20 protein-coding genes and 2 pseudogenes are annotated in these 26,173 nt (G+C 57.9%); 17 read left to right on the top strand and 5 right to left on the bottom strand.

Annotated features, from left to right (window positions below; all coding sequences use genetic code 11):
* Positions 1-31 precede the first annotated feature (31 nt).
* Positions 32-4,854: pseudogene (locus QFW87_RS14980) on the top strand (DUF6543 domain-containing protein).
* A gap of 98 nt (positions 4,855-4,952) precedes the next feature.
* On the top strand, positions 4,953-5,954 hold the full coding sequence (locus QFW87_RS14985) for a FecR family protein (protein WP_283188110.1): 1,002 nt from the start codon (positions 4,953-4,955) through the stop codon (positions 5,952-5,954).
* A 54-nt stretch (positions 5,955-6,008) separates the two neighbouring features.
* Here QFW87_RS14985 and QFW87_RS14990 read toward each other — a convergent pair whose 3' ends face one another.
* Positions 6,009-8,354, bottom strand: a complete 2,346-nt coding sequence (locus QFW87_RS14990) for an acylase (RefSeq protein WP_283188111.1) — start codon at positions 8,352-8,354, stop codon at positions 6,009-6,011.
* A 244-nt stretch (positions 8,355-8,598) separates the two neighbouring features.
* On the opposite strand from QFW87_RS14990, the gene QFW87_RS14995 reads away from it, so the two are divergent.
* Positions 8,599-8,970, top strand: coding sequence for a fe2+ zn2+ uptake regulation protein (locus QFW87_RS14995; RefSeq protein WP_283184208.1), 372 nt, complete (start codon positions 8,599-8,601; stop codon positions 8,968-8,970).
* Positions 8,971-8,989: 19 nt separating this feature from the next.
* Here QFW87_RS14995 and QFW87_RS15000 read toward each other — a convergent pair whose 3' ends face one another.
* Positions 8,990-9,178, bottom strand: a complete 189-nt coding sequence (locus tag QFW87_RS15000) for a hypothetical protein (protein WP_283188112.1) — start codon at positions 9,176-9,178, stop codon at positions 8,990-8,992.
* Between the two features lie 156 nt (positions 9,179-9,334).
* Between QFW87_RS15000 and QFW87_RS15005 the strand changes: the two genes are divergently transcribed.
* From QFW87_RS15005 to QFW87_RS15030, 6 genes are all read left to right on the top strand, one after another.
* Positions 9,335-9,472 (top strand): hypothetical protein, encoded by a 138-nt coding sequence (locus QFW87_RS15005; protein ID WP_283184207.1) that lies wholly within the window; start codon positions 9,335-9,337, stop codon positions 9,470-9,472.
* A gap of 275 nt (positions 9,473-9,747) precedes the next feature.
* Positions 9,748-10,989, top strand: a complete 1,242-nt coding sequence (locus QFW87_RS15010; RefSeq protein WP_283188113.1) for an MFS transporter — start codon at positions 9,748-9,750, stop codon at positions 10,987-10,989.
* Between the two features lie 21 nt (positions 10,990-11,010).
* Complete coding sequence (locus QFW87_RS15015; RefSeq protein WP_283188114.1) at positions 11,011-12,141, top strand: acyl-protein synthase; 1,131 nt, start codon at positions 11,011-11,013, stop codon at positions 12,139-12,141.
* A gap of 1 nt (position 12,142) precedes the next feature.
* Positions 12,143-14,545, top strand: a complete 2,403-nt coding sequence (locus QFW87_RS15020) for an acyl-CoA reductase (protein WP_283188115.1) — start codon at positions 12,143-12,145, stop codon at positions 14,543-14,545.
* 68 nt (positions 14,546-14,613) lie between these two features.
* Positions 14,614-15,903, top strand: a complete 1,290-nt coding sequence (locus QFW87_RS15025; protein WP_283188116.1) for an AMP-binding protein — start codon at positions 14,614-14,616, stop codon at positions 15,901-15,903.
* The gene (locus tag QFW87_RS15030; RefSeq protein WP_283190920.1) at positions 15,903-16,856 is read left to right on the top strand and encodes a GNAT family N-acetyltransferase; all 954 of its coding nucleotides are present in this window, start codon (positions 15,903-15,905) and stop codon (positions 16,854-16,856) included. The genes QFW87_RS15025 and QFW87_RS15030 overlap by 1 nt, the downstream gene beginning before the upstream one ends.
* Here QFW87_RS15030 and QFW87_RS15035 read toward each other — a convergent pair.
* Positions 16,845-17,771: a LysR family transcriptional regulator gene (locus QFW87_RS15035; RefSeq protein WP_283188117.1), complete on the bottom strand. Its 927-nt coding sequence runs from the start codon at positions 17,769-17,771 to the stop codon at positions 16,845-16,847. The genes QFW87_RS15030 and QFW87_RS15035 overlap by 12 nt on opposite strands.
* Positions 17,772-17,889: 118 nt before the next feature.
* On the opposite strand from QFW87_RS15035, the gene QFW87_RS15040 reads away from it, so the two are divergent.
* Positions 17,890-18,885, top strand: a complete 996-nt coding sequence (locus QFW87_RS15040) for an aldo/keto reductase (RefSeq protein ID WP_283188118.1) — start codon at positions 17,890-17,892, stop codon at positions 18,883-18,885.
* Between the two features lie 46 nt (positions 18,886-18,931).
* On the opposite strand, the gene QFW87_RS15045 is transcribed toward QFW87_RS15040, so the two are convergent.
* Positions 18,932-19,462 carry a hypothetical protein gene (locus QFW87_RS15045; protein WP_283188119.1) on the bottom strand — a complete coding sequence of 177 codons (531 nt, stop codon included), beginning with the start codon at positions 19,460-19,462 and terminating at the stop codon, positions 18,932-18,934.
* Between the two features lie 416 nt (positions 19,463-19,878).
* Here QFW87_RS15045 and QFW87_RS15050 point away from each other — a divergent pair, with 416 nt between their 5' ends.
* From QFW87_RS15050 to QFW87_RS15070, 5 genes are all read left to right on the top strand, one after another.
* A complete protein-coding gene (locus tag QFW87_RS15050) occupies positions 19,879-21,870 on the top strand; it encodes a methyl-accepting chemotaxis protein (protein ID WP_283184199.1) in 1,992 nt (663 codons plus the stop codon).
* A 263-nt stretch (positions 21,871-22,133) separates the two neighbouring features.
* Positions 22,134-22,580 (top strand): DUF411 domain-containing protein, encoded by a 447-nt coding sequence (locus QFW87_RS15055; protein WP_283184198.1) that lies wholly within the window; start codon positions 22,134-22,136, stop codon positions 22,578-22,580.
* Positions 22,580-23,014, top strand: coding sequence for a YqaA family protein (locus tag QFW87_RS15060; protein WP_283188120.1), 435 nt, complete (start codon positions 22,580-22,582; stop codon positions 23,012-23,014). Before QFW87_RS15055 ends, QFW87_RS15060 begins: the two co-directional genes overlap by 1 nt.
* An 85-nt stretch (positions 23,015-23,099) precedes the next feature.
* The gene (locus tag QFW87_RS15065; RefSeq protein ID WP_283188121.1) at positions 23,100-24,125 is read left to right on the top strand and encodes an alpha/beta hydrolase; all 1,026 of its coding nucleotides are present in this window, start codon (positions 23,100-23,102) and stop codon (positions 24,123-24,125) included.
* Positions 24,126-24,138: 13 nt separating this feature from the next.
* A complete protein-coding gene (locus tag QFW87_RS15070) occupies positions 24,139-25,092 on the top strand; it encodes a D-2-hydroxyacid dehydrogenase family protein (protein ID WP_283188122.1) in 954 nt (317 codons plus the stop codon).
* 63 nt (positions 25,093-25,155) lie between these two features.
* Here QFW87_RS15070 and QFW87_RS15075 read toward each other — a convergent pair.
* Positions 25,156-25,311, bottom strand: a pseudogene (locus QFW87_RS15075) (SAM-dependent methyltransferase); the annotation flags it as partial.
* 87 nt (positions 25,312-25,398) lie between these two features.
* Here QFW87_RS15075 and QFW87_RS15080 point away from each other — a divergent pair.
* A complete protein-coding gene (locus tag QFW87_RS15080) occupies positions 25,399-25,566 on the top strand; it encodes a hypothetical protein (protein WP_283184194.1) in 168 nt (55 codons plus the stop codon).
* A gap of 27 nt (positions 25,567-25,593) precedes the next feature.
* Positions 25,594-26,130, top strand: coding sequence for a tetratricopeptide repeat protein (locus QFW87_RS15085; protein WP_283188123.1), 537 nt, complete (start codon positions 25,594-25,596; stop codon positions 26,128-26,130).
* Positions 26,131-26,173 lie beyond the last annotated feature (43 nt).

Raw genomic sequence — 26,173 nt, forward strand, 5'->3', positions numbered from 1 at the left:
CCCGCCGATCGCAGCACATCGAGGAAAAACCATGACTGCTCCCCCACTGCCGTATTTTTTCGACGAGGCAGAACTCGCATCCAACGCCAAACAGCCCGGTGATCGCGAGAAAGCGCTGTACTTCACGCTTGATGACCTGAAGTGGTTGAAGGTTGTTTATCTGGCGACGCATGAAGTCCGTATCGCCAGTAACAAGCCCATGCACGTCGATCAGCTGTTTTTAAGCGTGCCTGATGAAACCGATATCCCCCTGGCCGGCGCTTTTGCCATGAGCCGGCCCAACGATGGAGAAGTGACGCTCTACACACCGTGGAAAGGCCTGATCAAATTCGCGGACATGGAGGACCTCAAAAGCAGACTCAAGGAATGGTTGGCACAGCCCACTGGGAAGCGTGAGTTGTTGCGCTTTCTCTCCATCGAACAACGCAGCGCTTTACCCGCCGCCACTGCGCCAGACATTGTCACGCAAATAATCGAAGGTGCGGTATTCCAGGACCAGGAGCTCACCCTCGAGCGCAATCAGGCTCAGAACATCAAGACGATGATGGGTGAGCTGGTCAAGCTGCCAACACTGCAATCGATGCTGGACGGGACCCTCAAGAACGCGTTGCACAAACCGTTTCCCAAACTGGACCAGCGCCTTACTCGACTGAAGAGCTTTGTCAGGACGATTTCAACCTTCGACGACAGCGATTACCAGCACACGCTTTCCTCGCATTCACTGAGCGATGCTCTGCTGCATTACTACCTGATCAACGAGTGGCCGACTGGCGATTCCAGAGTCTTTTCCAATCCCCAACACAGTGTGAGCAGCGACGCCGATAACCAGGCTTGGGAAAGCGCAGTCAAAGAGATCGCGCAAAGTTTTACCCCTCACTTGCAAGGCCTGCTCAAGACGTTCTGGAACACACCGATGAGCAACGGGCAGTCACGCCGGGAGTTATTTGCCGAGGGTTTGCGCGATACCTTTCACGTGAAGCTTTTGCTTCAGCGTCAGCAAGGTGTTCTAACGACGCAGGAATACCTGCGACTGATGAATGTCAGTCTCGAACCTGAAACCGTCGATCCTCTTCGCATCGAAAAAGTGCGTATCACCGCCCCCTTCAAGCATTACGCGCAGCTGGCCTCGACCTTAATGATCGGCAGCCGCGAAACCCTGGGCTTTCTGTACACCCAGTCCAGAGGCATCGAGGCGACGAGCGACCTGCCCGCTGTCAGGAAAATCGTCCTGGAGATGATGAAAAGCGAAGGCCACGAAGACACGCTGCTCAACTTCATGTCTTTGGACGAACGCGGCACGTTTCTTTCATTGGAGCCAGATGAGCGCGTCATTGTCGGTGAACCGATCATCAGCCCGGTGTTTGAACAATTGATGGACGACATCCTTGGCAAACAACGGGAGAACCTGTCCCACGCGCTGAGCCGTTACCGTGAAAGCGAAGGCACACAGGATCCCCATGCCATGATCGACAAGGCACTGGATGTCCGGGGACTGATCGACGATCGGCTGCTGACGGCCGATGCCGCAGGACGCTGGAGTACACACGCAGACCAGCGCTGGAGCGCACAACCGGCCACCGTTCGTGCCGAGTCGGCCAAAGAGCAACTGGCCCGACTCTCCTCCGTTAAGCAGGCGCTCGACCAACTCCTCGACAACCATCCGGTCATTCCCACAACAACCCGCACGATTACCGAGGCGCAGCGCATCGTCGATTCGTCGCTCGGGAGCTTGCAATCGAGTTTCACTCATACCCTGTCAACGGCATTGCGCAGTGAATTGAAGCTGCACACCGTCATGCGCACCCTGGGTGCGACGGAACAGGCGATCATCAAATCCGTGCTTGATACCCCGGTACGCTTGCAGCGAGCTGCATTGAACGGTTTTTTGCCGGACGTGTTTTCCTTGGCGCTGAAGGCAGGCGACGCTGCGGACCCGTTGAAACTGGCCAGTTGTTTTGTGCTGACCGAACGAGGTGGCCTAGACCCGTTGCATTCGGGCAAGGCGATTCTATGGACGCCTGCGTCGGGATTTGAAGCCTACAACGCGTTGGCACCGCTGCTGATCGAGCTGGGGCGACGCCTCCAAGACGACGATGATCGCACCACACTTCTGGAGAACCTTGGACTCAGCGAGCGATTGCCTGGCAAGCACTACACCCTCGCCCCACTACAGCGAATAAATCAGCATTTTCTCGATCACGTGCAAAAGCCCTATGTCCAACTGGACCAGGCGTGCGTCACCCGTGCGCTGGCCACGAAGCTCCCCGCGACGACTCTGGCCAGCCTTCTGAAGCTGGTGGCGTTACGTCAACCGATGACCGGGTTAGACCGCGCGACGGACATTGCCCAATCCCTGACCACTCAGCAAAAACTGCCGGCATGGCTGGCCAAGGCGTCCATCAAAGATCAGATATTGCATGGGGAGTTGCTTCAGCAATACCTCAACAACGTCACCGACGACCAGGACTACCTCACCGGCATACGCTCCCTGGCGCGCACGGCTCACCATGCACTTGAAAAACAACTCAAGGCCGATACGTTCGACATCGATCCGGATAAGGTCCAGATCCTGATCAGCGCACGGCCGAGGTCTGCGGCCAGCACCCAAACCTTGACCGACTTTGCATTGACCCACTTCAAGAATCTGGACATAACCCATTTCACACTGGTGTCGCTGGATAGCACCGTGATTCCCGAGGAGATGGACCAAAGCTACATCAGAGACCTGATACGAAACTTGAAGCTGGGCGAACTTCAGCAGAAAACATTGAACGAAGCCTTTGCAGACACCGAGGCAAATGCAGCGGACCGCAGGAAGCGGTTTTACACGCAATTACCCTGGCAGCTGATGCATTACGCCCACACGGAGAAACTGCAGGAGCGCCTGAGCGAGACGGGGTTTGATCTGATACGCCAAGTCATGGACATGCCTGACGCTATCGCCCGCGCGGCAGTCGACGGTGCCCACGCGATCATCCGCCCACTTGAGCTACTGGGCATCAAGAGTGAACAGGCGGTCAAAGTGCCAGGCGTCTATCTGATTGGCTCATCGGTCGATAGCACCGCGCCACAGGTCCTTGTCGCGCCTCATAGCCCTCGGCACGGAGTGAAAGAATATAAGAATGAAACACAACTGCTGACAGAACTGAAGACTCGCGGCGGTCTGCTCGACTGGGTACTCATGAACCTCCCGCAGCCTGATCGGATACTGCTTGAGTACAGGATGGCGACCTCCGGTAACCGCCTCCCCGAAGTGATGCTGGCGTCCAATCCGATCAAGGGGAATCTGTTCAGACACTTGTTCAACGACAATGCCGAGTTACTGGCACGATTGCTCGGTTGTCAGTCCGATGACAAAAAGCAGGGCGAATGGGCAACCATCAAGCATGTGCTGGGTGAAGATTTGCATGCGGCATTTACGTTTCTGATGGGCAAGCTTGTCTACCCGATTACGGTGTGGCGCAGCTATCGCGACATCAAGCAATCCGCCGAAGACCTTCAGATGCACAAATGGGGGTCCGCGATAAAAGAGTTCATCAGCGGCATTGCACAACTCGCCACGTTGCGACAATCGCTGGAAGCGCAGCGAAGCCATCTTCTACGCCAAGTGCACCTGCGCCAGAAACGCCCGATACCCGGTTTAAATGGCAGAACGTTGCCATTACAGCCCCCGAACGTACGCAGTTGAAGCGTCATGAAAGCATCGACGTCGATCTGAATTCGCTCACATTAAACTCAAGTCTTGGGCTCTATACCCATCCGACGACAAAAAAAACCTACGCACCGGTTGAAGGAAAGGTATATCCGGTCGCAAAGCTCGGCACGCGCTGGCGCATCGCCGACACAAACATTCGCGGTCCTCGGCAGAGTCAGAACGTGTCGAAACAATGGGTTCTGGATAGGGAAACGCCAGCGCCCCGTTTCAACATCGGCAATCGGTTGCGCACCGCATTGTCGGTTTGGGAGGGCATGAACGTCGATGCCAATGGAATGCCCGAAATCCGACGACTGTTTCCGCAAAAGGCTCGTCAGATTGACGAAGCGCTGGACCTGGCAACCACCTATGCCTGGAACTGCTTTCGAAACCTGCAATTGCTGAAGTCTTCCGACCACACGGTTACCCCCGTGCATCAACTCATCATGGATTTTCTTGATGTGCCGCAAGTGCAGTCCACGCATGTGGAGCAGCTTGAAAAAGTCTTGGGCGACATTTTTGCGGCCTTGTTGGACCCCTCACTCAGAAAGCCGAAGACCAGTCGTTTTGTAATCGGCAGGCTGGTCGGTGGCGCGCAAACAGCATTCGGTTTCACCGTTCCTACGGATGCAAAGCGGAAAATTTATCTGGTAGAAAAATTCTTCGACACCGGTTTCGACAATTACCGCCCACATCTTACCGACCCTGCCTTCCCTATCGACCCGCATGCCCGAGCAGTAACCCTTATTCATGAGCTTTCCCACCTCATCTGCAACACCGAAGACATTGCTTACCTCGATTCCAGCAGACCATTCTCCCATCTGATCAATACGACCAGCACAACCGGCTATGACCTCAAGGATGCGTTGACCACCCTTCAGGACACCGCACTCTCGATCAAAACCCCCCTTACTCAGTTGTTCATGACCGAAGATCCTGATACCGGTGTGTGGGAGGATCCGGGCAGTACTTCCTATGAAAATACTGATCGGGTAAAAGTGCATATATTGACCTTGACCGGCGGAGAAAACCTGAGCGGCGCCCGCAAAATTTTCAAGAGAGATCCCCTGGTCAGACTCAAGGTGCAACTCGGCAACGCCGACAGCGTTGCATGGCTCATCAGCCATATGGGGCGTCAACTTCACACCAGCACCCCATGAATCAGAAAAATAAATTCCCATTTGATTGGTAATTGCCATGACGGTTGTTCTCGCAGACTTCCTCACAAGGTTAGAATGCAGGAAATCAGGATGAGTCAATGACCGACAACCCTCTCTCGCAAGCCGAATACGACGCTGTCACCGATGCCGCTGCGCATTGGTGCATGCGTCTGCACGCCAACGATTGCACTGCTGAAGAGCGGCTGGCGTTCGAGCAATGGCATAACGCTCATCCGCTTCACGCGTTCGAGTACGAGGCCATGCTGGAGATCTGGGATGTCGCGGGGGACCTGCCACGTCCAGAAACCGTGGTCCCGATGGTCCGCGCCAAACCTGCTACGCCTTGGCGCACCTTCGGTATCGCCGCCGCGGTTTGCGCCATGGCGTTGCCACTGGCGGCCTATAGCGGCTGGAACCTGGGCTGGCTACCCAATTCCTATCAACATTTCGAGGCGAACGACAATGTCCGCCAGGTCACCCTGAGCGATGGCAGTCAGGTAGAACTGAACCTGGGCAGTGAGCTGACGTTCAGCAACTACAAGGATCAACGTCGGATCACGCTGAAAAAAGGCGAAGCCTTCTTCAGCGTCAGTCACGACACTCGACACCCCTTCATTGTCAAAGCAGCCGAAGGCAGGATTCGGGTAACCGGAACCAAATTCAACGTCTGGATGTATGAAGATCAGGTACGCGTGAACCTGATCGAAGGTTCGGTGCTGGTCAGCAGCAATGATGCCCTGGCGGGTGACGGTTTGCGCCTCGAGCCAGCGATGCAGGCGAGCTATAGACGCGGCGACTTCACTCCCCGGATCAGTCAGACCTACGACAATGACAACTCACTGGCGTGGCGCAGCGGAAAACTGGTGCTCGATGACCTGGCGCTGACTGACGCTCTGCCATTGATCAATCGCTACTTGAACAAACCGGTGATGGTGGCCGACAACAGCACCGGCTCGATTCGTATCGGCGGCATCTACAACATCAAAGAGCTCAACAACCTGGTGGCTTCCCTGCCCAAGGTATTGCCGGTCTACCTGACCCGCAACAAGGACGGCAATCCGGTCCTCAATTCCATTCCGCGACAAGCCCCAAAAAGCTGAAGGCTGCGACCCTTGCGGGTGCGGCCTTCATTCCTGGTTCAAGCGCCATCAGCGTTACTGTGCAGCCACCTTCCCGGCTTTTTCGTCTTGCTCGTGGATTGTCTGAACCTGATACTGCGGATCGGACAGGATCTGCTGCTCGGTGAACGGCAACACACTCAACTGCTTCCTGGAAAATGCCACGGTCTGATCTCTGGAGTACTTGGAGGCCGGGTCACTGGATAGCGAGAATGCCAGCAGCCCCTGGGCCTGCGGTCCCTTGTCATCGAAGGTCACCACCTGCAAATAGCTGGTGCCGCTGACGACTTCGAGTTTACCGTCGGTTCTCGGCACGCTCTGAATGGCGTTATAAACCCCCAGAGTGCCAGGTCCACCGTGAATCGGCGTCTGCTGGCCGCCACTGCTGACCACCTGGATATCGCCCCAGCGGCTATCGGCCTTGAGCCCCATCTTGTTGATCTGCGCCACCGACGCCAGCATCGCCTCGCGAACCGCCTCTGCGACGTCCGGGCGATCGACCGCCAGGCCACTCGGGGTGTGTTGCGGGTCTTTCGGATCGAACGCCACACGCCAGAGATCAGGCGTTTGCTGTAGCGACTCCATGACATTCTGGAAATGCACAAACCCGAGACCACTGTCCAGATTCGCACTGCGATCCCAGGTCTTGAGGCTGGCACACAGCGGCGTGAGCGCGGGCGCATCGGAACCCAGGGCCGCCGCACAGAACTGCAGCAGGTCCGGCATCACTTGAGCCGCCTGATACACCTCGTCATCCATCACCATGTGTTGCAGATCCGTCGCTGCTATCGGGCCGGCCTTGTTCAACGTGTTCAGGCGATCCAGCGCAAAACGCGAGCGCAGCCCCAATGGCTGGCCATCCTGGCTGATCAGGGGCGAAAAACCAGTGAGCGGTTGCGCCGGGTTGGCCATCCAGGCCGAATCGTTGGAGTGCTGCACAAAATCCTTGCGCAACAGCTGCGGCAACTTGTCTGCCGCAAAAATGCCTTTTTGTGCAGCCGTCGGGTCGATGTCCCAGGCACACGCACTGTTGGAACCGTCGAGGACGATCATCTGCAACCCGGCCCGCGGATCACTGCATTTGGCCAGTTTGTCGGCACTGACGTTCGGCACGACCGAGAGGTTCATGTACAGCGTCAGCCCCTGATCATCCGTCGCCAGGGTGTTGACCCACGGGATCCCCTGGATCTTGTGCACCGAGGCCTGCAACTCTTTGAGGCTGACCGCGCGGTTCATTGCATACCACTGCTGCAAGACCCGGTCGTTATCCAGATTGGCGTCGCGCAGGCTGTAGGCGAACTGGTTGTCCCAGTCGAGTTTTCCGGGCCATTGCACGATCGGGCCGAACTGCGAACTGTAGACCACATGAGAAACCGGTCTGGTCTGGCCATCCGGTTGTTTCACGCTCACGGTCAGGGGCTGTTTCTTCATCGGCAATGACTTGCCGTCGAGCAGATAACGGGTTGAATCCTTGGGATCGAGTTGCAGGCGATACAAGGTGAAATGTTTGGACGAGTCCACGGTGTGGGTCCACGCCAGATGCTGGTTGAAACCGATGTTGATCATCGGCAACCCCGGCAGCGCCGCACCCATGACGTCCAGTTGGCCGGGAATGGTCAGGTGCATTTGATAGAAACGCATCCCGCCGACCCAAGGGAAATGCGGATTGGCCAGCAACATTCCGCGGCCATTGAACGAACGTTCACTGCCGACCGCCACGGCGTTGCTGCCGCGGTCCAGGGCAAACCGCTGCATGCGCGAGGCGGCCACCTGGAACGTCGCCGGTTCACTCGCCACATGAGCAACGGCTTTGGGTGGCGTCGCGCCGGCCAAGGCTTCGGCAAACTGCCCTACTCCGCCCTCGACCAGCAGACGCCGCGTCAACTTGACCAGATCCTGGGCGGTAATCTCGCGCACCCAGTCGCCCTGACACTGCTGCGGCAAACCCTGAACCCGACGCTCGGCCAGCGAGCGGTTATAGCCCGCCACATACCCTTCGATGAGATCGCGCACTTGCGGGGTTTGCGCCTGCCAGAAACCCTCGACGGCCTGTGGCGTGTTCAGCCAATTGAAAAACAGATCGCTGACCAGGTTTTCGCGCTCTTCGACCGTGAACTGATCCGGGCCGAAATAGCGTGAACGTTCGCCGTTCACGGTGGTGATCTCATTGGCCAGCAGGCACAGGTTGTCCTGAGCGTAGGCGTAACCAATGCCATAACCGAGCCCGCGCTCGTTGTCGGCCCGGATATGCGGCACACCGAAACTGGTCCGGCGAATGTCGGCGCTCGCCTGCTCCGGCTGACTGCGTGCGTTTACCGCAAGACTCAAGCCCACCAATACGCCTGCAAGGCTCAACCGGGTTAACTGCCTGGAAATAATCACGCTCGCTCCTGATCGAAAAGACAAACACCCTGCGTCATACACGCACTGCGCCTTTCCCTAGGAACGAAATAAATGACAAAAATTTAGGCCCTGAAAGGCGCTTTTCACGGGCATCTCACAGGCCGCTGACGTGACGGCGACAAAATTTCTACATTTGGGGCTTCATTATTTGCCCTGCTCATACGTCTTATTGATTGAGAGCACCCATCACATTTCCTGGCCGGCTCGGAAAAGGAGTTTTTGCATGTACAACTCGCAACTGCCAACGGACGGTAGCAATGCGCCAAAGGGCTCTGCCATGGGCTCCGGTGTTTTCAGTCAACGGGGCGAGCGCAATGGCAACGAGCGGATCAGGCTGCTGCTCAAGAGCTTTGGTCTGCGAACCAGTCTGATCCGCCTCAAAGTCATCGACGCCTTGCTGACCGCCGCCGAAAGCGACCGTAGCCTTGGCGTGCGCGGCGTGCACAGCCACTTGGTGGACCTGGATATTCCCCTGTCCTTTCTCAGTGTGCGGGAAGTGTTGAAACGCTTGTGCAGCGAAGGCGTGATCACGCTCAATCCGGACAAAAGCTACAGCCTGCATCCGCACGCTGCAGCCATGCTCCAACGCGAGTGATCCGCTGAAGGTGCGTCGTTCAGGGGTTGACCTTGCGACGCATCACGCCATTGACCACCACCACGATCACCGCCACGCCGATGGCGATGTACTGAAACAGCTTCTCGCTGATGACGCCTGCGTTTTGCAGATACGAAAGGCCGAACATGATCCCCAACACCACGAGAGAGATCAGAATCGAGTATTTCAAACGTTGCGACTGAGTCATTGCGAGTTCCTGAACCTGAAAATGTATCCGACTTGTATCAGAACGCATGCCAAGCCCCTACCTTTCTCCGGGGATGGGACGCTACAAACGGGGTCTCATGTTACAGCCGATGAAGAGTTTTGGCTTCATAGTGGCGATAACCATGAGGATTTTGAAATGCTCCGTCGAATCACACTGCTGATTCCCCTGCTCGCTCTCCTGACACTGAGCGGCTGCATCGTTTTCCCCCACGGCGGCTGGCACGGCGGTCACCATTACGACCGTGGCGGGCCGAGTTATTACCAGCATCGATAATGGTTGGTTGTGTCATAAAGCGTGAATAATTGAACATTCACTTGTAAGGCAAATACCCCACCCAATAACTACTGAACAAATGCCCGCCCTGTCGCGGGCATTTTTCGTACATGGGTATTCACTTCTTTTTTCAATCCCTGCGCACATCGAAACATAGCGATAACCATTGAAGCTTTCGGTCTTAATCGTCCATTTGAGCTATTCATATTCGATGATTACTCTCGGTGCATCGCAATAAACCCGCTATTAAACTTTGAGCAAAGAACAGGGATGCCATGCACAAGCCTTTAATCAATATCAGCCCCCACCATTTGTTTGGCTTTTGCCTTGCAATAACTTTTTTCGAACTGCTGACCTATATGGCCAGCGACATGATTATGCCGGCCATGTTGACCGTCACCCGACAACTGGATGCCAGCCCCGACCATGTCCCCTACGCCTTCAATCTTTATCTGGCTGGCGGCATTCTTCTGCAATGGCTGATTGGCCCGCTGTCCGATCATTTTGGCCGCCGCCGGATGTTGCTCATCGGTTGCGCGGTATTCGCCCTGGCCTGTGCCGCCGCGTTCAACGTGCAAAGCATTTATGCGTTCAATGGCTTGCGACTGATTCAGGGCATGGGGTTGGGGTTTGTCATCGCGGTCAGCTACCCGGCCCTGCAAGAAGTTTTCTGCGAAGCTGACGCGGTCAAAATCATGGCGTTGCTGGGGAACGTTGCGCTGCTCTCCCCGCTTCTGGGGCCGTTACTCGGCAGTCTGCTGCTGGAATGGTTGTCCTGGCGGGAGCTGTTTTTACTGCTGAGTCTCGGCGGCGCGATGGTCTGGCTCGGGCTTTACCTGTTCATGCCGGAAACCGTGGGCACCCTGCGCCACGACGGTCAGCGACTGGAAGCAGTACGCTTTGAATGGCACGGCACCGTGCGCCGCTATGTCGCGTTGCTGACTAACCCGCAATTCCTTTGCGCCGCAGTCGCGCTGGGCGTGATGAGCCTGCCCTTGATTGCCTGGATCGGGTTGGCGCCGCTCTTGCTGATCCACAACCAGGGGCTTTCAACGCTGCACTATGGCCTGTGGCAAATCCCGGTGTTTGCGGCCGTCATTCTCGGCAATCTGATCCTCAACCGACTGATTGCCAACGCTGAACTGCCACAACTGATTCGATACGCGCTTTGGCCGTTTTGCGGCGGGCTCATCGCGTTAGTCGCCGTCAGCGTCTACGGCGCTTCGACAGTCGTGCTGATCAGCTGCCTGGCGCTTTACGCCGTTGGGCTTGGCATGAGCAATGCCGCGCTGTACCGGCTTGCGCTGTTCGCCAGCGACGACAGCAAAGGTCTGGTCTCGGCCATGATCGGCATGATCTCGATCGCCGTCATGGGCGGTGGCGGCTCGATTATCGCTGCAGCCGGCGCCGGTGACAGCCACGAATCGTTCGCTTTGATGGCGGGTATCGCGGGGCTTCTGTGCCTGGCGCCCCTACGCCTGTTTCTGCGGCGCTCTCACATCGCGCTTGCCATCTGACACCACACATTAGGTCTTTTGATGATCCATTTACCCCACACCGCTGCGCTCTGTGCGTTAACGCAACCCTATTGCCTGGATTCAGTGCCCGACGGCCTGTTCGACCAGGCGATGGGGGAAATCAGCCTGTTTCATTGTCACCACACGCCTGGCTACGAACGCTGGCTAAACGCCAACGGGCTCGATGCAAAGGACCTGGAGACACTGGATGACTGGTCCAGGTTGCCACCGATTTTCGCCAACTATTTCAAACGTCACTTGTTGTTCGGCCCCACCGGCGAAGGTGCGCTGGAGCTGACATCGTCTGGCACCAGCGGCCAGAAGAGTCGCATGCGCTATGACCCTCGCAGCATGGCAGCGGCCCAAGGCATGGTGAGCCACATTTTCCGGCACTACGGCTGGGATACTCCGCAAAGCCCCTGCAATTATTTGCTCCTGAGCTACGAGCCCGAAGCTGCCATCACCTTGGGCACGGCTTACACCGACCAGTTTCTCTGCAGCTACGCACCCATCAATCGGGTCGTCTACGGATTGCGCCTTACCGGTAAAGGTCACGAGTTCGACCTGTTTGGCGTGATTCGCGCCTTGCAGGAGTTTGCCGACGAGGGATTGCCCGTGCGGATACTCGGATTTCCTGCGTTCCTTTCCCATGCGCTACAGCACATGGAAACCACCTGTGCACCGAATCTCAAGCTGCCCGCCCAGTCATTGGTGTTTTTGGGGGGTGGCTGGAAAACCCAGGCAGCACAAGAGATTCCCCTGCTTGAGTTGTATGCCCGAATCAATCGGCAATTGGGTATCGACCTGTCCCGATGCCGGGATGGTTACGGTGCCGTCGAGCATGCCGTGCCCTATATCCAATGTGCCCGCCATCATTTTCATGCCCCCATTTACTCGAAGGTTTTCGTGCGCAACCCATCCGATTTCACGGTCCAGCCATACGGCCAGCGCGGCTTGCTGGAATTTGTCTCCCCGTACATTTCGTCAAGCCCTGCTCACGCTGTGGTCATGGGCGATCTGGCGACATTACACCCCGGCGCACATTGCGGATGCGGCCTGACGACCGATTGGTTCGAGCTGCACGGACGCGCTGGCACCACCGCCAGTCGCAGTTGCGCCATGGCGGCTTCCGAATTGCTGGGAGGGGCTTGATATGTACCTCATCAATGGCCAACTGCGTGACGACGCTACCCCGGAAAGCGCCCTCGACCGCCTTCGAAAACAATTACCCAGGTTGCTTTCTGCACCGATCGACAGCGAGACCGTCATCGAAACCGCGGCTCGTTTCGCCACACAACTACAGACTCGCAGCCTGAACCTGCCTCTGGACGACGATCAATGTCAGGGGCTGATCGAGTTCTGCCAGCGCAGCAACCTGAGCACGAAGCTTGAGCGAGAACTGGGTGCGCAACCCCGTTCGCTGAGGCGTATCGACTACCGGCAGCCACACTTTGAAAGCTGGCACCCGTTGGGGCTGGTGGTGCATGTGACGCCGGGCAATGCGCCGATGCTCGCGTTCTGCGCGGTGCTCGAAAGCCTGCTGGCCGGTAACATTAACTGGTTACGCCCCAGCGCCAGCGATGCGGGTTTGACTGCGCAATTGCTGGCTGCCTTTGTGAAGTGCGACACCAGTGGCAGGCTTGCCGAGTTCGTCGCGGTGCTGCCCGTGGGCACTTCCCGGATAGCCGAACTCTGCGCTCAGGCCGATGGCGTGTCAGCCTGGGGCGGTGAAAAGGCATTCAAAGCGATTCGTCAGCAGATCCCCGCCGGATGTCGCTGGATCGATTGGGGGCACAGGATCAGTTTCGCTTATCTGTCGCCTGACGCAGCCAGCCTTTCGGCGCTGGATGCGTTGGTGGATGAGGTGTGCAGTCTGGATCAACAAGCGTGTTCAAGCCCGCAATGGGTGCTGGTGGACAGCAATGATCCGGCCATCCTGCAGGACCTGGGCGAGCGTTTGAGCGATGCCTTCAAACGTCGCGCGTCGCACTGGCCGGCGCTGGTGCCCACGGACCAGGAAGCGTGCGAGATCACCACCCGCACGGCCATGGCGCAACTGGATTACTGTTTTGCGAACCAGAGCGGCCAGGTCTGGGCCGGCCATGGATGGCGAATCATCTGGGAACACCATCAGACGCTCGCGCCGTCGCCGCTGTTTCGTACGGTGCTGCTCAAGCCCGTACCGCAACACTTGATCGCCGAGACGCTGTTGCCCTGGCGCACCGTCCTGCAAAGTTGCGCGCTGATTTGCTCTTCGACAGAAACGCCAGGACTTGTGCGAACGCTGGTCAACGCTGGGATCACCCGTATTGCGCCTTGCGCGGGGATTCATGACGGCTACGCCGGTGAGCCCCACGATGGCGTCTACGCGTTGACACGTCTGAGTCGCCGCCTTTCGGTGAGTCTGGCACCTGATGTGCTAACGGGCCGTGCAACGCTTGACCCGGTCCCGCCCGCCCCCGACACCGCCCATGCGCCGATCATGGACAAAAACACCTTCACGACCCAGCCGATGGGCGCGGCGGCGCAATTGTTTTTCCGCTCTGGAGGAAGCAGCGGCGCTCCGGCCCTCGCCGGTTTCAGCTATCGCGACTTTCAACGGCAGATGCGCGCAGCGGCCGACGGCCTGTTCGCCTCCGGGCTCGATCCTTCACAGGACCGGGTCATGAACCTGTTTTACGGCGGCAGCCTGTACGGAGGGTTTCTCAGTTTTACCAAAATACTGGAACAGATGGGCGTCACACATTTCCCCATGGGCGCGCCCCAGGACGATGACTTCAGCGAAATCGCCCAACTGATCGTCGACCAGCGTGTCACCGTGCTGATTGGCATGCCGAGCACCTTGCATCGTCTGTTTTTCAACGAACAGACCCGGCTCCGCGCGTACGCAGGTATCGGCAAAGTGTTCCTTGGCGGCGAACATCCGGGCCAAACCAGCTTGAGCCTCATGGAAAGCTGCGGGGTCTCGACGATCCGCTCGGCGATCTATGGTTCCGTCGATGCTGGCCCCTTGGGGCATGCGTGCGCAGCCACCGCGAACGGGGTGTTTCACTTGATGTGCGATACCCAGCATCTGGAAATTGTGCAGATCGAACGGGATGAACCGGTTCAGGCCAATAAGATCGGGCGCCTGTTGTTTACTTCACGAGCACGGCAAGGCCAAACCGTGCGCCGATATGACGTTGGAGACACCGGTCGCTGGATACCCGGCACCTGTCCGTGCGGGCTGGACTCACCCCGATTCGAACTGCTCCAGCGCCACGGCAAACTGGTGCGAATGGGCACGGAGTTCATTTCGCCGTCGGCTCTGCAGGATAGCGTCGGCGCGCCCATTCAGATTGTTATGGACCACACCTCTGATGGCGTCGAGCGACTCAACGTTCTAACGGATGCAGACATCAACCAGGTTCGCAACGCATTGCTGAGCCATGAAGCGCTGGCCAATGCCGTAAACGCCAAACTGTTAACTGTCGAAGTTGCAGTGTGCATGGAGCAAGCGTTCACTCGAAACAAACACAGCGGCAAAACACCGTTGGTTATTGATAAAAGAAAATAAAAATACCGCCAGCTACTCACAACTTGTTTTTTAACCGTCTAGACGCCTGATAAAAAAGAGAGAACCCAGTGAAATCAACTTATTCGCTCGAACAACTGCTGCCTTATATACGGCAACATTCAAACTTCTACCGCCAGGAACTGGAACACTTACCGTCGCAGGGCATTACGTTACAAGATCTACCACTGACCAATGCGGCGGACTATTGGGTCGGCAGCAATGACTTGAGTCATTGGCCGGTCCTGACCGGAAAGGTCGACAATGCGCTGGTGTTTAAAACCGGCGGATCGACCAGCCAGGGCAAACTGACGGTATACACCTATAACGAATGGCAAGAACTGGTCAGTACGTTTGGAGAAAGTTTCTCCTCTCAGCTGAACGACGGCGACCGTGTCGCCAATCTGTTTTTTTCCGGTGATCTTTACGCCAGTTTTCTGTTCATCCACGACTCACTGGCGCACGTCAGGCGATCGATCTGCGAGTTTCCATTTACCGGGCAAGTCGAGCTGGATGTATTGGCCGATGCGATTGATCAGCATCGGATCAACGTACTGGTCGGAGTACCGGCACAGCTGCTGCGACTCGCTGCCTACCTGAACCAGTATCGGCGAGTACTGTGCGGGGTTGATACGTTGTTGTATGGCGGCGAAAGCCTGTTTTCCCCGCAGGTGGCAATCCTCACCGACGTGTTTCCCAACGTGCGCATTGCTTCCATTGGCTATGCCAGCGTAGACGCCGGCCTTATCGGGGCCAGCGGCCGCGACTGCGCGTTGGGAGAGCATCGGGTGTTTGAACCACACACCGTGCTGGAGATCGTCGATGAACTCACCGGTGAAGTCATCGAAGAATGCGATCGCACCGGATTATTGGTGGTGACCAATCTGACTCGCCGGCTGATGCCACTGCTGCGTTATCCGGTGGGCGACCGCGCGTGTTGGCGCGAACCCGGCGCAACCCCAAGGCGTAAATTCGCCCTCAAGGGACGTAGCGCACACAGCCAGCGCGTGCGAGTCGGGGTGCTGTCGCTGCTGATCGATGACATCCAGCAGATCGTCCAACGCATTGCCCACAACGACCAATGGCAATTGCTGATCGAACATGACGGATACAAAGATATTTTGAGTGTGAAGTGGGTTCCCTCAGCGCTATCAATGGCCACCGTACCGGTGTGCCGAGCGTTGTACGAGGCGCTGGTTGAACACTATCCCGCCATCGAGGAACTGAGCCGCGAGGGTCTGTTGGAGTTGCGAGTGCTGTCCTGCGATGTCACAGCCCTGAAGCTTCACCCACGCTCCGGCAAACAACTGCGGGTCCTGGACTTGCGCGTGTATGACGCGCCGTCGCCGGAGCCCGCATGATGCCGCATTTGAATTTTCGACCCTATCGGCCATCCGACGCACGTGCCGTGAGCCAGTTGTTTCGTGAGGTCTATGGCGATCATTACGTTCAGCCGGATGTTTACTTGCCGAACATGATCAATCAGCACAATGCCAAGGGGCGCTGGAAGTCGATGCTGGCGGTGGACGGCATACGCCTTCTGGGCCATGCAGCGTTGTGCCATGACACGCCTTCGGATACCACGGAACTGGCCCTGAGCGTGGTGCATCCCGCCGCGCAGGGCCAGAGTATCGCGACCCGTCTGGGCCGGGAGTTGCTGTCGCGGTCGGGTTCCATGGGGTTCAAGAGCGTCTCGATCAAACAAGTGACACACCATCCCTACACGCAACGCATGGCAGCAAACATCGGCTTCCACAGCACGGGTTTGCTTCCTGACTACGTCCCTTCGCCCTTCGCTGAGCCGCTGCCGGAAACCATCGTGATGGGTTGTTACGTCGTCGAAGGACATACGCGTCCACTCCCCGACATCCCATGGCCTGACAGCTGCCGGGGGTTTATGCAGCACGTGTGTTCCGTGTTCGGGACTCATCCGGACACGACGCCGTTGTCTTCTCTGCCCTTGCAACTCACTCAACACCATCAAAGATTCGACATGGTCATTCAGCGTTTGACCAAACGTCTGCTTGACCAGATCCGGCAATTGCCCAGGCACTGGCTGATCTCGGCCAAACTTCAGATGTCACGGCACTTTTCCGGGGACTTGCGCAATTTGGCGGCCCTTGGCTTCGCCTTTACCGGGCTGATGCCTACATCAAACACCAATGGGTGGTTCGCACTGTTTCATCGAGGGGCGCAGTCTCGACACCTCAACCTGCATTGCCCGCACATGCAACGCTTACATGACGATTTACAGCAAAACGCCAACACGCAGAGTAGCGCCGAAGCGCTGAACAGCGCCCGCTCAGCCGCGTGAGTCTTTTCGATAAAAGTCATTGCCCGGCTGCGCGCATAGCTCCACCAACCAATCGACAAACACCCTCACCCGCCGGGACAACTGGCGGTGTGGCGGGTAGAGCGCCGTCAGCGGCATCCCCGGTGTCGGCACCGTCCTGAGGACTTCACACAAACGGCCTTCGCTTAGCTGGCGGGCTACGTGGTAATACGGGGTCTGGACCAGACCATACCCCGCCTCACAAGCGGCCAGATAACCATCGGCGCTGTTGACCGAGACTTGCCTGGGTAGATTAATGACCTGAACCTGATCATTGACCATGAATTCCAGCCCATAACGCTTGCCATTGCTGCTGGAGAAGTACTCCACCATCTGATGGCCTTCAAGGTCAGCCAGACACTGAGGCGTTCCGAATCGCTTCAAGTACTCGGGGCTGGCACACGTGATCTGGTCCAACATAGCCAACGGCCGCGCCACCAGTGAATCGTCCAGTGACGCGCCGCCCCGCAGTACGCAATCGACGCCTTCGCGAATCAGGTCGACGGGCCGGTCATTCACGCCGATTTCCAGCTCGATCAAGGGATACCGGGCAGTAAATTGCGGCAATGCCGGGATCACCATCAAGCGTCCAACGCCCGCCGGCATGTCCACGCGCAACAGCCCCTTGGGGTTGTTGCGCGCAGCGCTGAACACCGCTTCGGTTTCCTCCAGGTCCGCCAGCAACCGTACGCAACGAGGGTAATAGGCCGCGCCGTCGAGCGTCAGGCTGATCTGCCGCGTCGTGCGTTGCAGCAGCTGCACACCGAGATGCGCCTCCAGCTGCTTGATCAGAATGGTCACTGAGGCCCGGGGCAATTGCAGGCTGTCCGCCGCCTTGGCAAAGCCGCCCAGTTCGACGATTCGGGTGAACACGCGCATGGCGTTAAAACGGTCCATTGCTTTTGCTTACCGGCTGATTATTTAGAAATTACGAACAGTGATAGCAGTTTTAGCCGGTTTATCTTGTTTCTGTCGAGGTCAACAATGGACTCCACATTCATGGGGAGCTGATTTCATGCAAACACGTCAACTGGGCAAAAATGGTCCACTAGTGAGCACGATGGGTCTGGGCTGCATGGGCATGACCGATTTCTACACGACTGGCGTGGACATCCGCGAAGCCACGGCCACTCTGCACCGCGCGCTGGAGTTGGGGATCAACCTGCTCGACACCGCTGACATGTATGGTCCGCACACCAACGAAGAACTGATCGGCAGAGCCATCGTCGGCAAGCGCGACCAGGTGTTTCTGGCCAGCAAATTCGGCATCGTCCGCGACCCGGGCAATCCGGTTGCGCGGGGCGTCAACGGCCGACCGGATTACATTCACGCCGCTATCGACGGCACCCTCAAGCGCCTCGGTGTCGAGACCCTGGATTTGTACTACCAGCACCGCATCGATCCGCAGGTGGCCATCGAGGAAACCGTCGGCGCCATGGCCGACCTGGTGAAAGCCGGCAAGGTTCGGTACTTGGGTTTGAGCGAGGCCTCGGTCGCAACGCTTGAGCGGGCACACAAAGTTCATCCGATCAGTGCGCTGCAGAGCGAGTATTCGTTATGGAGCCGTGACCAGGAGGAAAACGGTTGTCTGGCTGCGTGTCAGCGCCTGGGGATCGCCTTCGTCCCCTACAGCCCTTTGGGCCGTGGCTTTCTCACGGGAGCGCTGAAAAGTCCTGATGATTTCGCGGCAGACGACTACCGGCGCTTCAGCCCGCGTTTTCAAGGAGAGAATTTCTCCAAAAATCTGTTGCTGGTGCAGCAAGTGCAGGACCTGGCCGCAGAAAAAGGCGTGACCACCGGCCAACTGGCGCTCGCGTGGGTATTGGCTCAGGGCGATTACGTGATCCCGATTCCGGGAACCAAACAGCGTAAATACCTGGAAGAGAATGTGGCCGCGCTGGATGTGAAGCTCAGCGGCGACGACTTGCAAGCGATGGAAGCGATATTCCCGGCCAATGCCACGGCCGGTTTACGTTACCCGGAGGAAGTCATGAAGTTGCTTGACCGGTAACCAACGCCTGGCCCATTCGACGATTTGAGTGGGCCAGGACAACCCGTCACGCCTTCGAGCTGACGCCCTTGTCGGTCGGCACTGATGTGCCATTACCCTTGCCGTAAGCTTGTAAATTCTGCAGTACGTAGATCGCCTTCTTGTATTCCGGGATCAGGCCCGTGGCGTACTTGTCACCCTTGATACTGTTGTTCTGGATGGTGTCCAGCTGGGTGGCGAAATACTCCAGTGCGTTGAATTTCGCCTCCGGGTCTTCCTGTACGCCGAACCGGTCAAACTTGTCACCGGCGTTGATTAGCGTCATCGACGTAATATCAGAAATCAGGCCTTCGGCTTTCAAGAAGGCACTGAGATTACCCAGTTGTTTGGGGGTGACGTTTTCCGGGTCGAAGCCTTTGATGTTTCTGTGCAGTTGCTGCTCATCCATCAACTTGGTGTTCAGCGCGCTGGGATCGCTTCCCACCAATGCCAGCATTTGCTTGACCCTGGCGCTGTACGTCACAGGCTTTCCGGTGCCTGTGTCCTTGACCAGCAAACCTGCCTTGGAAGTCCAGGCCCCGGTATAGCCGATAGTCATGACCGAACTTCCGACTGTGCTACCTGATGCAGGCGTCCGTGTCAGGCGACCATAAAAAGTTCCTTGTTTAATCAGGCTTAGAGCGGGCGAGTATCAGCCTGGCCACTAGCCACACCAACAATTATTTCCGACTTTTTACAATTCTCGTACATTTACGATACAACCTGGCAAGTGCCATGTTTCATTGACCTATACATCAAATTGGAAAGTGGTATGGGCAACTAAACAAATACTACGTACGCGTTGGTTAGTCAGTTTGTATCCACTACGACACCTTTCATTGCGCACCGTCCGTCACCTCACGGCGTTCTTGCACGATCGTACTTAAAGATCGGCGTCCCCATGCCGATAGTCCTTGGAAGCGCCGATTGCATACCGACAATCACAACAAGAACGCTGCTCTAAGGACCGGTCCCATGCCCGCATTCCGTACCATTCAGGCTCGTTACACGCTGTTTCTGGTCCTGTTCATCCTGCTATTGTCCGTGCTGACAGTGGTCGGCATCAGCCAATTGGTCGCACCGAAGCTGCGTCACACCGAAGAGCAAGTGGCCCTCAACCGCATCGCCGAAGTCGCCGAGCAAATCCAGGGCGAACTGAACAAGGTTCAGGCGCAACAGCGAAGCATCACCCAGACCATTCCCCTGCTCGACAGCGCCGCCATCGACACCGTCCTGCCGGGCCTGGTCGACCAGTACGGCGAGCTGAAAATCTTCGGCGGCGGGATCTGGCCGCTGCCCGGTCAGCGCGAAGCCGGGCGCAACAAGTTCAGCACGTTCTGGCACCGGGATGCCTCGGGCAAACTGGCGGTCAACACCTTCTGGAACAGCGGTGCCGCGCCCAACTACTACGACCAGACCTGGTACAAGGGCGGCATGCATACCCCGAGCGGCCAATGCGCGTGGGCGGCAGCCTATAAAGATGACGCCAGCGCCGAGCCACGCACCAACTGCGCCATGGCCATCCAGAAGAATGGCGCGGCCTACGGCGTGTCGACCATCGACGTGACCCTGGGCTTTTTCAATGACCTGGTGGCAAGCAAGGAGAAAGACCTCGGCGCTGAAATGCTGATCGTCGAAGCCGACGGCAAGATCATCAGCAACAGCTCGCGCATCAGCGGGCCGATCGTACTGAAGAACATCAGTGAGCTGGCCGGCAACTCGCCGTTCGCCACCCAGGTGAAGGCAGGCTTGCAAAACCGTGACCAGTCGCAGCGGGTCGAGTTCGACAACAAAGGCGAAGCCAGCACCTTCTTCATGCGCCCGATCGAAGGCACACCTTGGTTCCTCGCCACCGCCCTGCCGACCAAGCTGATCACCGCCCAGCGCGACGACGTGCTCAGCACCCTGAGCCTGCTGCAAATCCCGATGGTGATCCTGCTGGTGTTGCTACAGATCTATGCGATTCGCCAACTGATCCAGCGCATGAAAGCCCTGAGGGCCAACATCGACGCGCTGTCGGCCGGTGATGCCGACCTGACCAAACGTATTACCATTCGCGCCGAAGATGAGCTGGGCGCCATCGGCCACTCGGTCAACGCCTTCATCGCCTACTTGCAGAACATGATCGGCGAAGTCACCCAGGCGACCGGCGCCATGGCTTCCAGCCTGGATAACCTGCAACGCACCTCGGCCCACACCAGCCAGATTCTGGTGCGTCACGCCTCGGAAACCGATCAGACCGTCACCGCCATCACCGAGATGAGTTCGACCGCCGAAAGTGTCGCGCAAAACGCCGCCGAAACCGCTGCCTTCACCCAACGCGCCAACGAAAACGCTGACCGTTCGCGGGTCGTGGTGGGCGAAGCGTCCAGCAGCGTGATTGCGTTGATCGACGAAGTGGCCAGCGCCACCCATAAAGTCGAAAGCATGCAACAGGACGCCCAACGCATCACCGAGATCTTGGGGGTGATCGGCGCCATTGCCGGGCAAACCAACCTGTTGGCCCTCAACGCCGCCATCGAAGCCGCCCGCGCCGGCGAGCAGGGCCGCGGTTTTGCGGTGGTCGCCGATGAAGTCCGCGCCCTCGCCGCCCGTACTCAGGCCAGTACGTCGCAAATCAACGAAATGCTCACCCGTCTGACGCAGGGTGTGAGTTCGTCGGTAACAGCCATGGAAAACACCCAGACCAGTTGCCAGTCGGCCGCAGATGCCACGGCACGGGTCAACACCGGTCTGGATGAAATGGCCGGTAACGTCAGCCACATCAACAGCCTTAGCACCCAGATCGCCACGGCCGCCGAGCAGCAAAGCGCGGTGACTGAAGAGATCAACCGCAGCATGGTGCAAATCCGCCACATGGTCGACGAACTGGTGAAAAGCGGTCAGGCCAGCGAGCTCAACACCCAACAACTGCTGGAAGCCAACAGTCGCGTGAGCGCGATCATGGGACGGTTCAAGGTTCGTTAACTTTTTTGAGCTCAGACTTGTAGCAGCTGGCGAAGCCCGCGTCCGGCTGCGTAGCAGTCGTAAATCCGGCTTACACGGTCTGGCTGATGCACCGTGAGTTCTGATTTTTCGACTGCTTCGCAGCCGGACGCAGCCTTCGGCAACTGCTACAAAGAATGCGTGGCAGCTGAAACTCGTATTACTTCGAAACAATCTCCTGCCTCGATGCTGGCTAAAATGGTCAGAATGCATTTTTTTGACCGCAATTCGAAACGAGATTCCCCATGCGAACCCACCTGCGTCTGGTCGCCCTGAGCGCCCTGTTCATTTCCTCCCTGGCCCAGGCCGCCGACCTGATCCCGATCGAGGTTCACCGCGATGCCAATTGCGGTTGCTGCAAAAAATGGATCAGCCATCTGGAAGCCAACGGCTTCAAAGTCGACGATCGCGTCGAAGCCAACATGAGCGAATTCAAGCAACAGCACGGCGTACCTCCGCGTCTGGCGTCGTGCCATACCGGCTTGATCAACGGCAAATTCGTTGAAGGTCATGTCCCTGCCGATCAGGTGCTGGCCTTGAGCAAGCGCGACGATCTGTTGGGTGTTGCCGCCCCCGGCATGCCCATGGGCTCACCGGGCATGGAAATGGACGGCATGAGCGATGCGTATCAAGTGATCGGTCTGAAAAAAGACGGCACTGACGTGGTGGTGGCGGACTACCCTGCCCATTGATGTTCGGTGCGTACATCGGGCTGTTCTTCGCCGCATTCGGTGCGGCAACCTTGCTGCCCTTGCAGTCCGAAGCGGTGTTGGTGGGGCTGTTGCTCAGCGGCAAGTATTGGCTCTGGTCGCTGCTCGCCGTGGCGACGTTGGGCAATGTTCTGGGGTCGCTGGTGAACTGGTGGCTGGGGCGCGGAATCGAGCGGTTTGGTGATCGGCGCTGGTTTCCGGTCAGCCCGCGCCATCTGGAAAAAGCCCGAGTCCATTATCAGCGTTACGGTCATTGGTCGTTGCTGCTGAGCTGGGTGCCTGTGATCGGTGATCCGCTGACCTTGGTGGCCGGCGTGATGCGCGAGCCGCTGGGGCGATTCCTGCTGATCGTGACCCTTGCCAAAAGCGCCCGTTATGGCGTGTTAGCTCTGGCCACATTGGGCTGGATGGGTTGAACGATCATCCACGACGATTGCCTGTGTTTAATGTCGCCCTAATCGTGCCGATCCAGCATCGGCCGATTTCCAATGGAGTTCACCCATGTCCCACACCCACTCCCGCTGGCTGCCCGGCCTGCTGCTGACCGCTGCATTGCCTGTCATCGCACACGCCGAAGGCCCGGAATATGGCCCGGAACTGCAAGGCTTCGAGTACCCCTACACGGTCAAGCATTTCGCCTTTGAGTCCCAGGGCAAATCCCTGCAAATGGGTTACATGGACGTCGCGGCTCATGGCAAGGCCAATGGACGCAGCGTGGTGCTGATGCACGGCAAGAATTTCTGCGGCGCAACCTGGGACACTTCGATCAAGGCCCTGAGTGAGGCCGGTTACCGGGTTATCGCCCCGGATCAGATCGGTTTCTGCACCTCCAGTAAACCGGACAACTATCAGTACAGCTTCCAGCAACTGGCGACCAATACTCAGCAACTGCTCAAGGCACTGGGCATTCAGAAGGCCAGTATTCTCGGGCATTCCACCGGCGGCATGCTCGCTACCCGCTATGCGCTGCAATACCCCGATCAAGTCGAACAACTCGCACTGGTCAACCCCATCGGCCTGGAAGACTGGAAAGCCCTCGGCGTGCCGTATCGGACAGTTGATCAATGGTACGAACGCGAGCTGAAACTCACGGCCGACGGCATCCGCACCTATGAACGCAACACCTATTACGGCGGCCGCTGGAAGCCGGAATTCGATCGTTGGGTAGACATGCTCGCCGGGCTGAACAAAGGACCGGGGCATACGCAGGTGGCGTGGAATTCGGCGCTGATCTACGACATGATCTTCACCCAACCGGTGTACTACGAGTTCAAGGACCTGAAAGTGCCGACCCTGCTGCTGATCGGTACATCCGACACCACCGCCATCGGCAGCGACATCGCACCGCCCGAGGTCAAGGCTAAACTCGGTCATTACGACGTGCTCGGCAAACAGGTGGCGAAACTGATTCCCCATTCGACGCTGGTTGAGTTCCATGGCATGGGCCACGCGCCGCAGATGGAAGAGCCGGCGCAATTCCACCAGGCCCTGCTCGCCTGGCTGAACAAACCCAACCCCGTTGATTGATGAGGTAAGGCTGATGGCTGTGCAGATTGCGGTGACTGACGATTGGCAGGACGTGGCCCGTGACGTAGTGGACTGGGCAGTGCTGGACGACATCGGTGAAGTGAGCTTCATCCATGACTACCCTGCCGACAACGACACCCTGGCGGCACGGTTGGGCGAGTTCGAGGTGATCTGCGTGATGCGCGAACGCACCCGGTTCGATGAGGACCTGCTGCGGCGCTTGCCGAAACTCAAGCTGCTGGTCACCGGCAGCATGCGTAACGCCGCCCTGGACCTGAAAGCCGCCGCTACGCTGGGTATCCAGGTCTGTGGCACCGACAGTTACAAGCACGCCGCCCCGGAGCTGACCTGGGCGCTGATCATGGCGGCGACCCGCAACCTGGTGGTCGAAGCCAACGCCCTGCGCGCCGGTTTATGGCAACAAAGCCTGGGTGGCGACCTGCACGGCAAGACCCTGGCGATCCTGGGTCTGGGCAGCATTGGCACTCGCGTTGCCCGGTTCGGTCAGGTGTTCGGCATGCGGGTGATTGCCTGGAGCGAGAACCTGACCGCCGAACGCGCAGCCGAAGTCGGCGTGACCTACGTCAGCAAACAGGAACTGTTCGAACAGGCCGATGTGCTGTCGGTCCATCTGGTGCTCAGCGATCGTAGCCGTGGCTTGGTGGACGCCCAGGCGCTGGACTGGATGAAACCCTCGGCGCTGCTGGTCAACACTGCCCGTGGTCCGATTGTCGATGAGGCCGCGTTGATCAAGGCGTTGCAGAAACGGCGACTGGCAGGCGCTGCGCTGGACGTCTTCGAGCAGGAACCCTTGTCGCCTCATCATCCGTTCAGAACCCTGGAGAATGTGCTGGCCACGCCCCATGTCGGGTATGTCAGCCAACAGAACTATCACCAGTTCTTTTCGCAGATGATTGAGGACATTCAGGCCTGGTCTGCGGGAGAACCAATCCGTCTACTGAGCTGATACCGAGTCATCGTTCTTCGTCGGAACGCCGCCCGGAGCAAGTCGAATGGCCTCACCATCGATCTAACTGCCCTTCACCGCCACAAACGCTGCCGTCACAAACGCTGCCGTCACATAAGGTTCCGTCAGCACGTCTCTGCCACGGAGTTCGGGCTCGGCGGCAATCAGAGCCCTGATCTGCTCATCAACCTTCGCCCGTTCCACCGCCGGTAATGCCGCCTCATGGCAGTGCTCCAGATCGACAACGAATGCTGTCGAGCATAGCGCCTCGATTTGAGCTTTCCTTGCTCCGCCAGCCAGAAAGAAATGAATAATTGTTCACCCTGTGGTGTTCACCTTTCATCGCCTCTGAAAATTGCCCATGAACAACCCAAAATTCTGGCCGGGCTGCATGCGGTGATGGCGCTGGTTCGCCATTTCGGTCTGCGGGATAACACCTTGCGCCGCATGTTGCCGGGGCGTGGTTCGAACTGAAACGAATTAACCTGTGGAGCATCGCACATGACTATCCGTTTTGCTGTTTTCATCGCCCCGCTGTTGCTCGCCGTCGCGTTCTCCAGCTCGCTTGCGTTGGCTAACGGCGACGACGAAGAAGAGCCCGCCAAACCCAATTGCCCCAAAGGCCAGGTCTGGGACAGCAAGCAGCAAAAATGCCTCAAGCAAACCAGCAGCCTGGTACCGGACGCCGACCGCACCGATTACGCCTATCGCCTGGCCAAGGACGGTCGTTATGAGGAAGCGCTGGCCCTGCTCGACACCCTCAAACAGCCAAACACCGCCAAGGCCTTGAACTATCGCGGCTACGCTACGCGTAAACTGGGGCGCACCGACGAAGGCATCGGTTATTACCTGCAATCGGTCAAACTTGACCCGCACTACGCGCAAGGTCGCGAATACCTCGGCGAAGCGTATGTGATCAAAGGTCGGCTGGACCTCGCTCAGGAACAGTTGCAGCAGATCAAAACCATCTGCGGCAGCACCACCTGCGAGGAATACCAGGACCTGGCCGAAGCCATCAACGACTCATCGAAAACCTGACACACCGAGCAGACGGAGGTCGCCATCGCCAGCGATCAGGCAA

The sequence above is a fragment of the Pseudomonas sp. PMCC200344 genome (assembly GCF_030053095.1).
In the GTDB taxonomy this organism is placed as follows: domain Bacteria; phylum Pseudomonadota; class Gammaproteobacteria; order Pseudomonadales; family Pseudomonadaceae; genus Aquipseudomonas; species Aquipseudomonas svalbardensis.

Excerpts from the sequence above, each read along its gene's own strand:
- QFW87_RS14985 (WP_283188110.1), top strand. The coding sequence starts at position 4,953 with ATGACCGACAACCCTCTCTCGCAAGCCGAATACGACGCTGTCACCGAT.
- QFW87_RS14995 (WP_283184208.1), top strand. The coding sequence starts at position 8,599 with ATGTACAACTCGCAACTGCCAACGGACGGTAGCAATGCGCCAAAGGGC.
- QFW87_RS15000 (WP_283188112.1), bottom strand. The coding sequence starts at position 9,178 with ATGACTCAGTCGCAACGTTTGAAATACTCGATTCTGATCTCTCTCGTG.
- QFW87_RS15005 (WP_283184207.1), top strand. The coding sequence starts at position 9,335 with ATGCTCCGTCGAATCACACTGCTGATTCCCCTGCTCGCTCTCCTGACA.
- QFW87_RS15010 (WP_283188113.1), top strand. The coding sequence starts at position 9,748 with ATGCACAAGCCTTTAATCAATATCAGCCCCCACCATTTGTTTGGCTTT.
- QFW87_RS15015 (WP_283188114.1), top strand. The coding sequence starts at position 11,011 with ATGATCCATTTACCCCACACCGCTGCGCTCTGTGCGTTAACGCAACCC.
- QFW87_RS15020 (WP_283188115.1), top strand. The coding sequence starts at position 12,143 with ATGTACCTCATCAATGGCCAACTGCGTGACGACGCTACCCCGGAAAGC.
- QFW87_RS15030 (WP_283190920.1), top strand. The coding sequence starts at position 15,903 with ATGCCGCATTTGAATTTTCGACCCTATCGGCCATCCGACGCACGTGCC.
- QFW87_RS15035 (WP_283188117.1), bottom strand. The coding sequence starts at position 17,771 with ATGGACCGTTTTAACGCCATGCGCGTGTTCACCCGAATCGTCGAACTG.
- QFW87_RS15040 (WP_283188118.1), top strand. The coding sequence starts at position 17,890 with ATGCAAACACGTCAACTGGGCAAAAATGGTCCACTAGTGAGCACGATG.
- QFW87_RS15045 (WP_283188119.1), bottom strand. The coding sequence starts at position 19,462 with ATGACTATCGGCTATACCGGGGCCTGGACTTCCAAGGCAGGTTTGCTG.
- QFW87_RS15050 (WP_283184199.1), top strand. The coding sequence starts at position 19,879 with ATGCCCGCATTCCGTACCATTCAGGCTCGTTACACGCTGTTTCTGGTC.
- QFW87_RS15055 (WP_283184198.1), top strand. The coding sequence starts at position 22,134 with ATGCGAACCCACCTGCGTCTGGTCGCCCTGAGCGCCCTGTTCATTTCC.
- QFW87_RS15060 (WP_283188120.1), top strand. The coding sequence starts at position 22,580 with ATGTTCGGTGCGTACATCGGGCTGTTCTTCGCCGCATTCGGTGCGGCA.
- QFW87_RS15065 (WP_283188121.1), top strand. The coding sequence starts at position 23,100 with ATGTCCCACACCCACTCCCGCTGGCTGCCCGGCCTGCTGCTGACCGCT.
- QFW87_RS15070 (WP_283188122.1), top strand. The coding sequence starts at position 24,139 with ATGGCTGTGCAGATTGCGGTGACTGACGATTGGCAGGACGTGGCCCGT.
- QFW87_RS15080 (WP_283184194.1), top strand. The coding sequence starts at position 25,399 with ATGAATAATTGTTCACCCTGTGGTGTTCACCTTTCATCGCCTCTGAAA.
- QFW87_RS15085 (WP_283188123.1), top strand. The coding sequence starts at position 25,594 with ATGACTATCCGTTTTGCTGTTTTCATCGCCCCGCTGTTGCTCGCCGTC.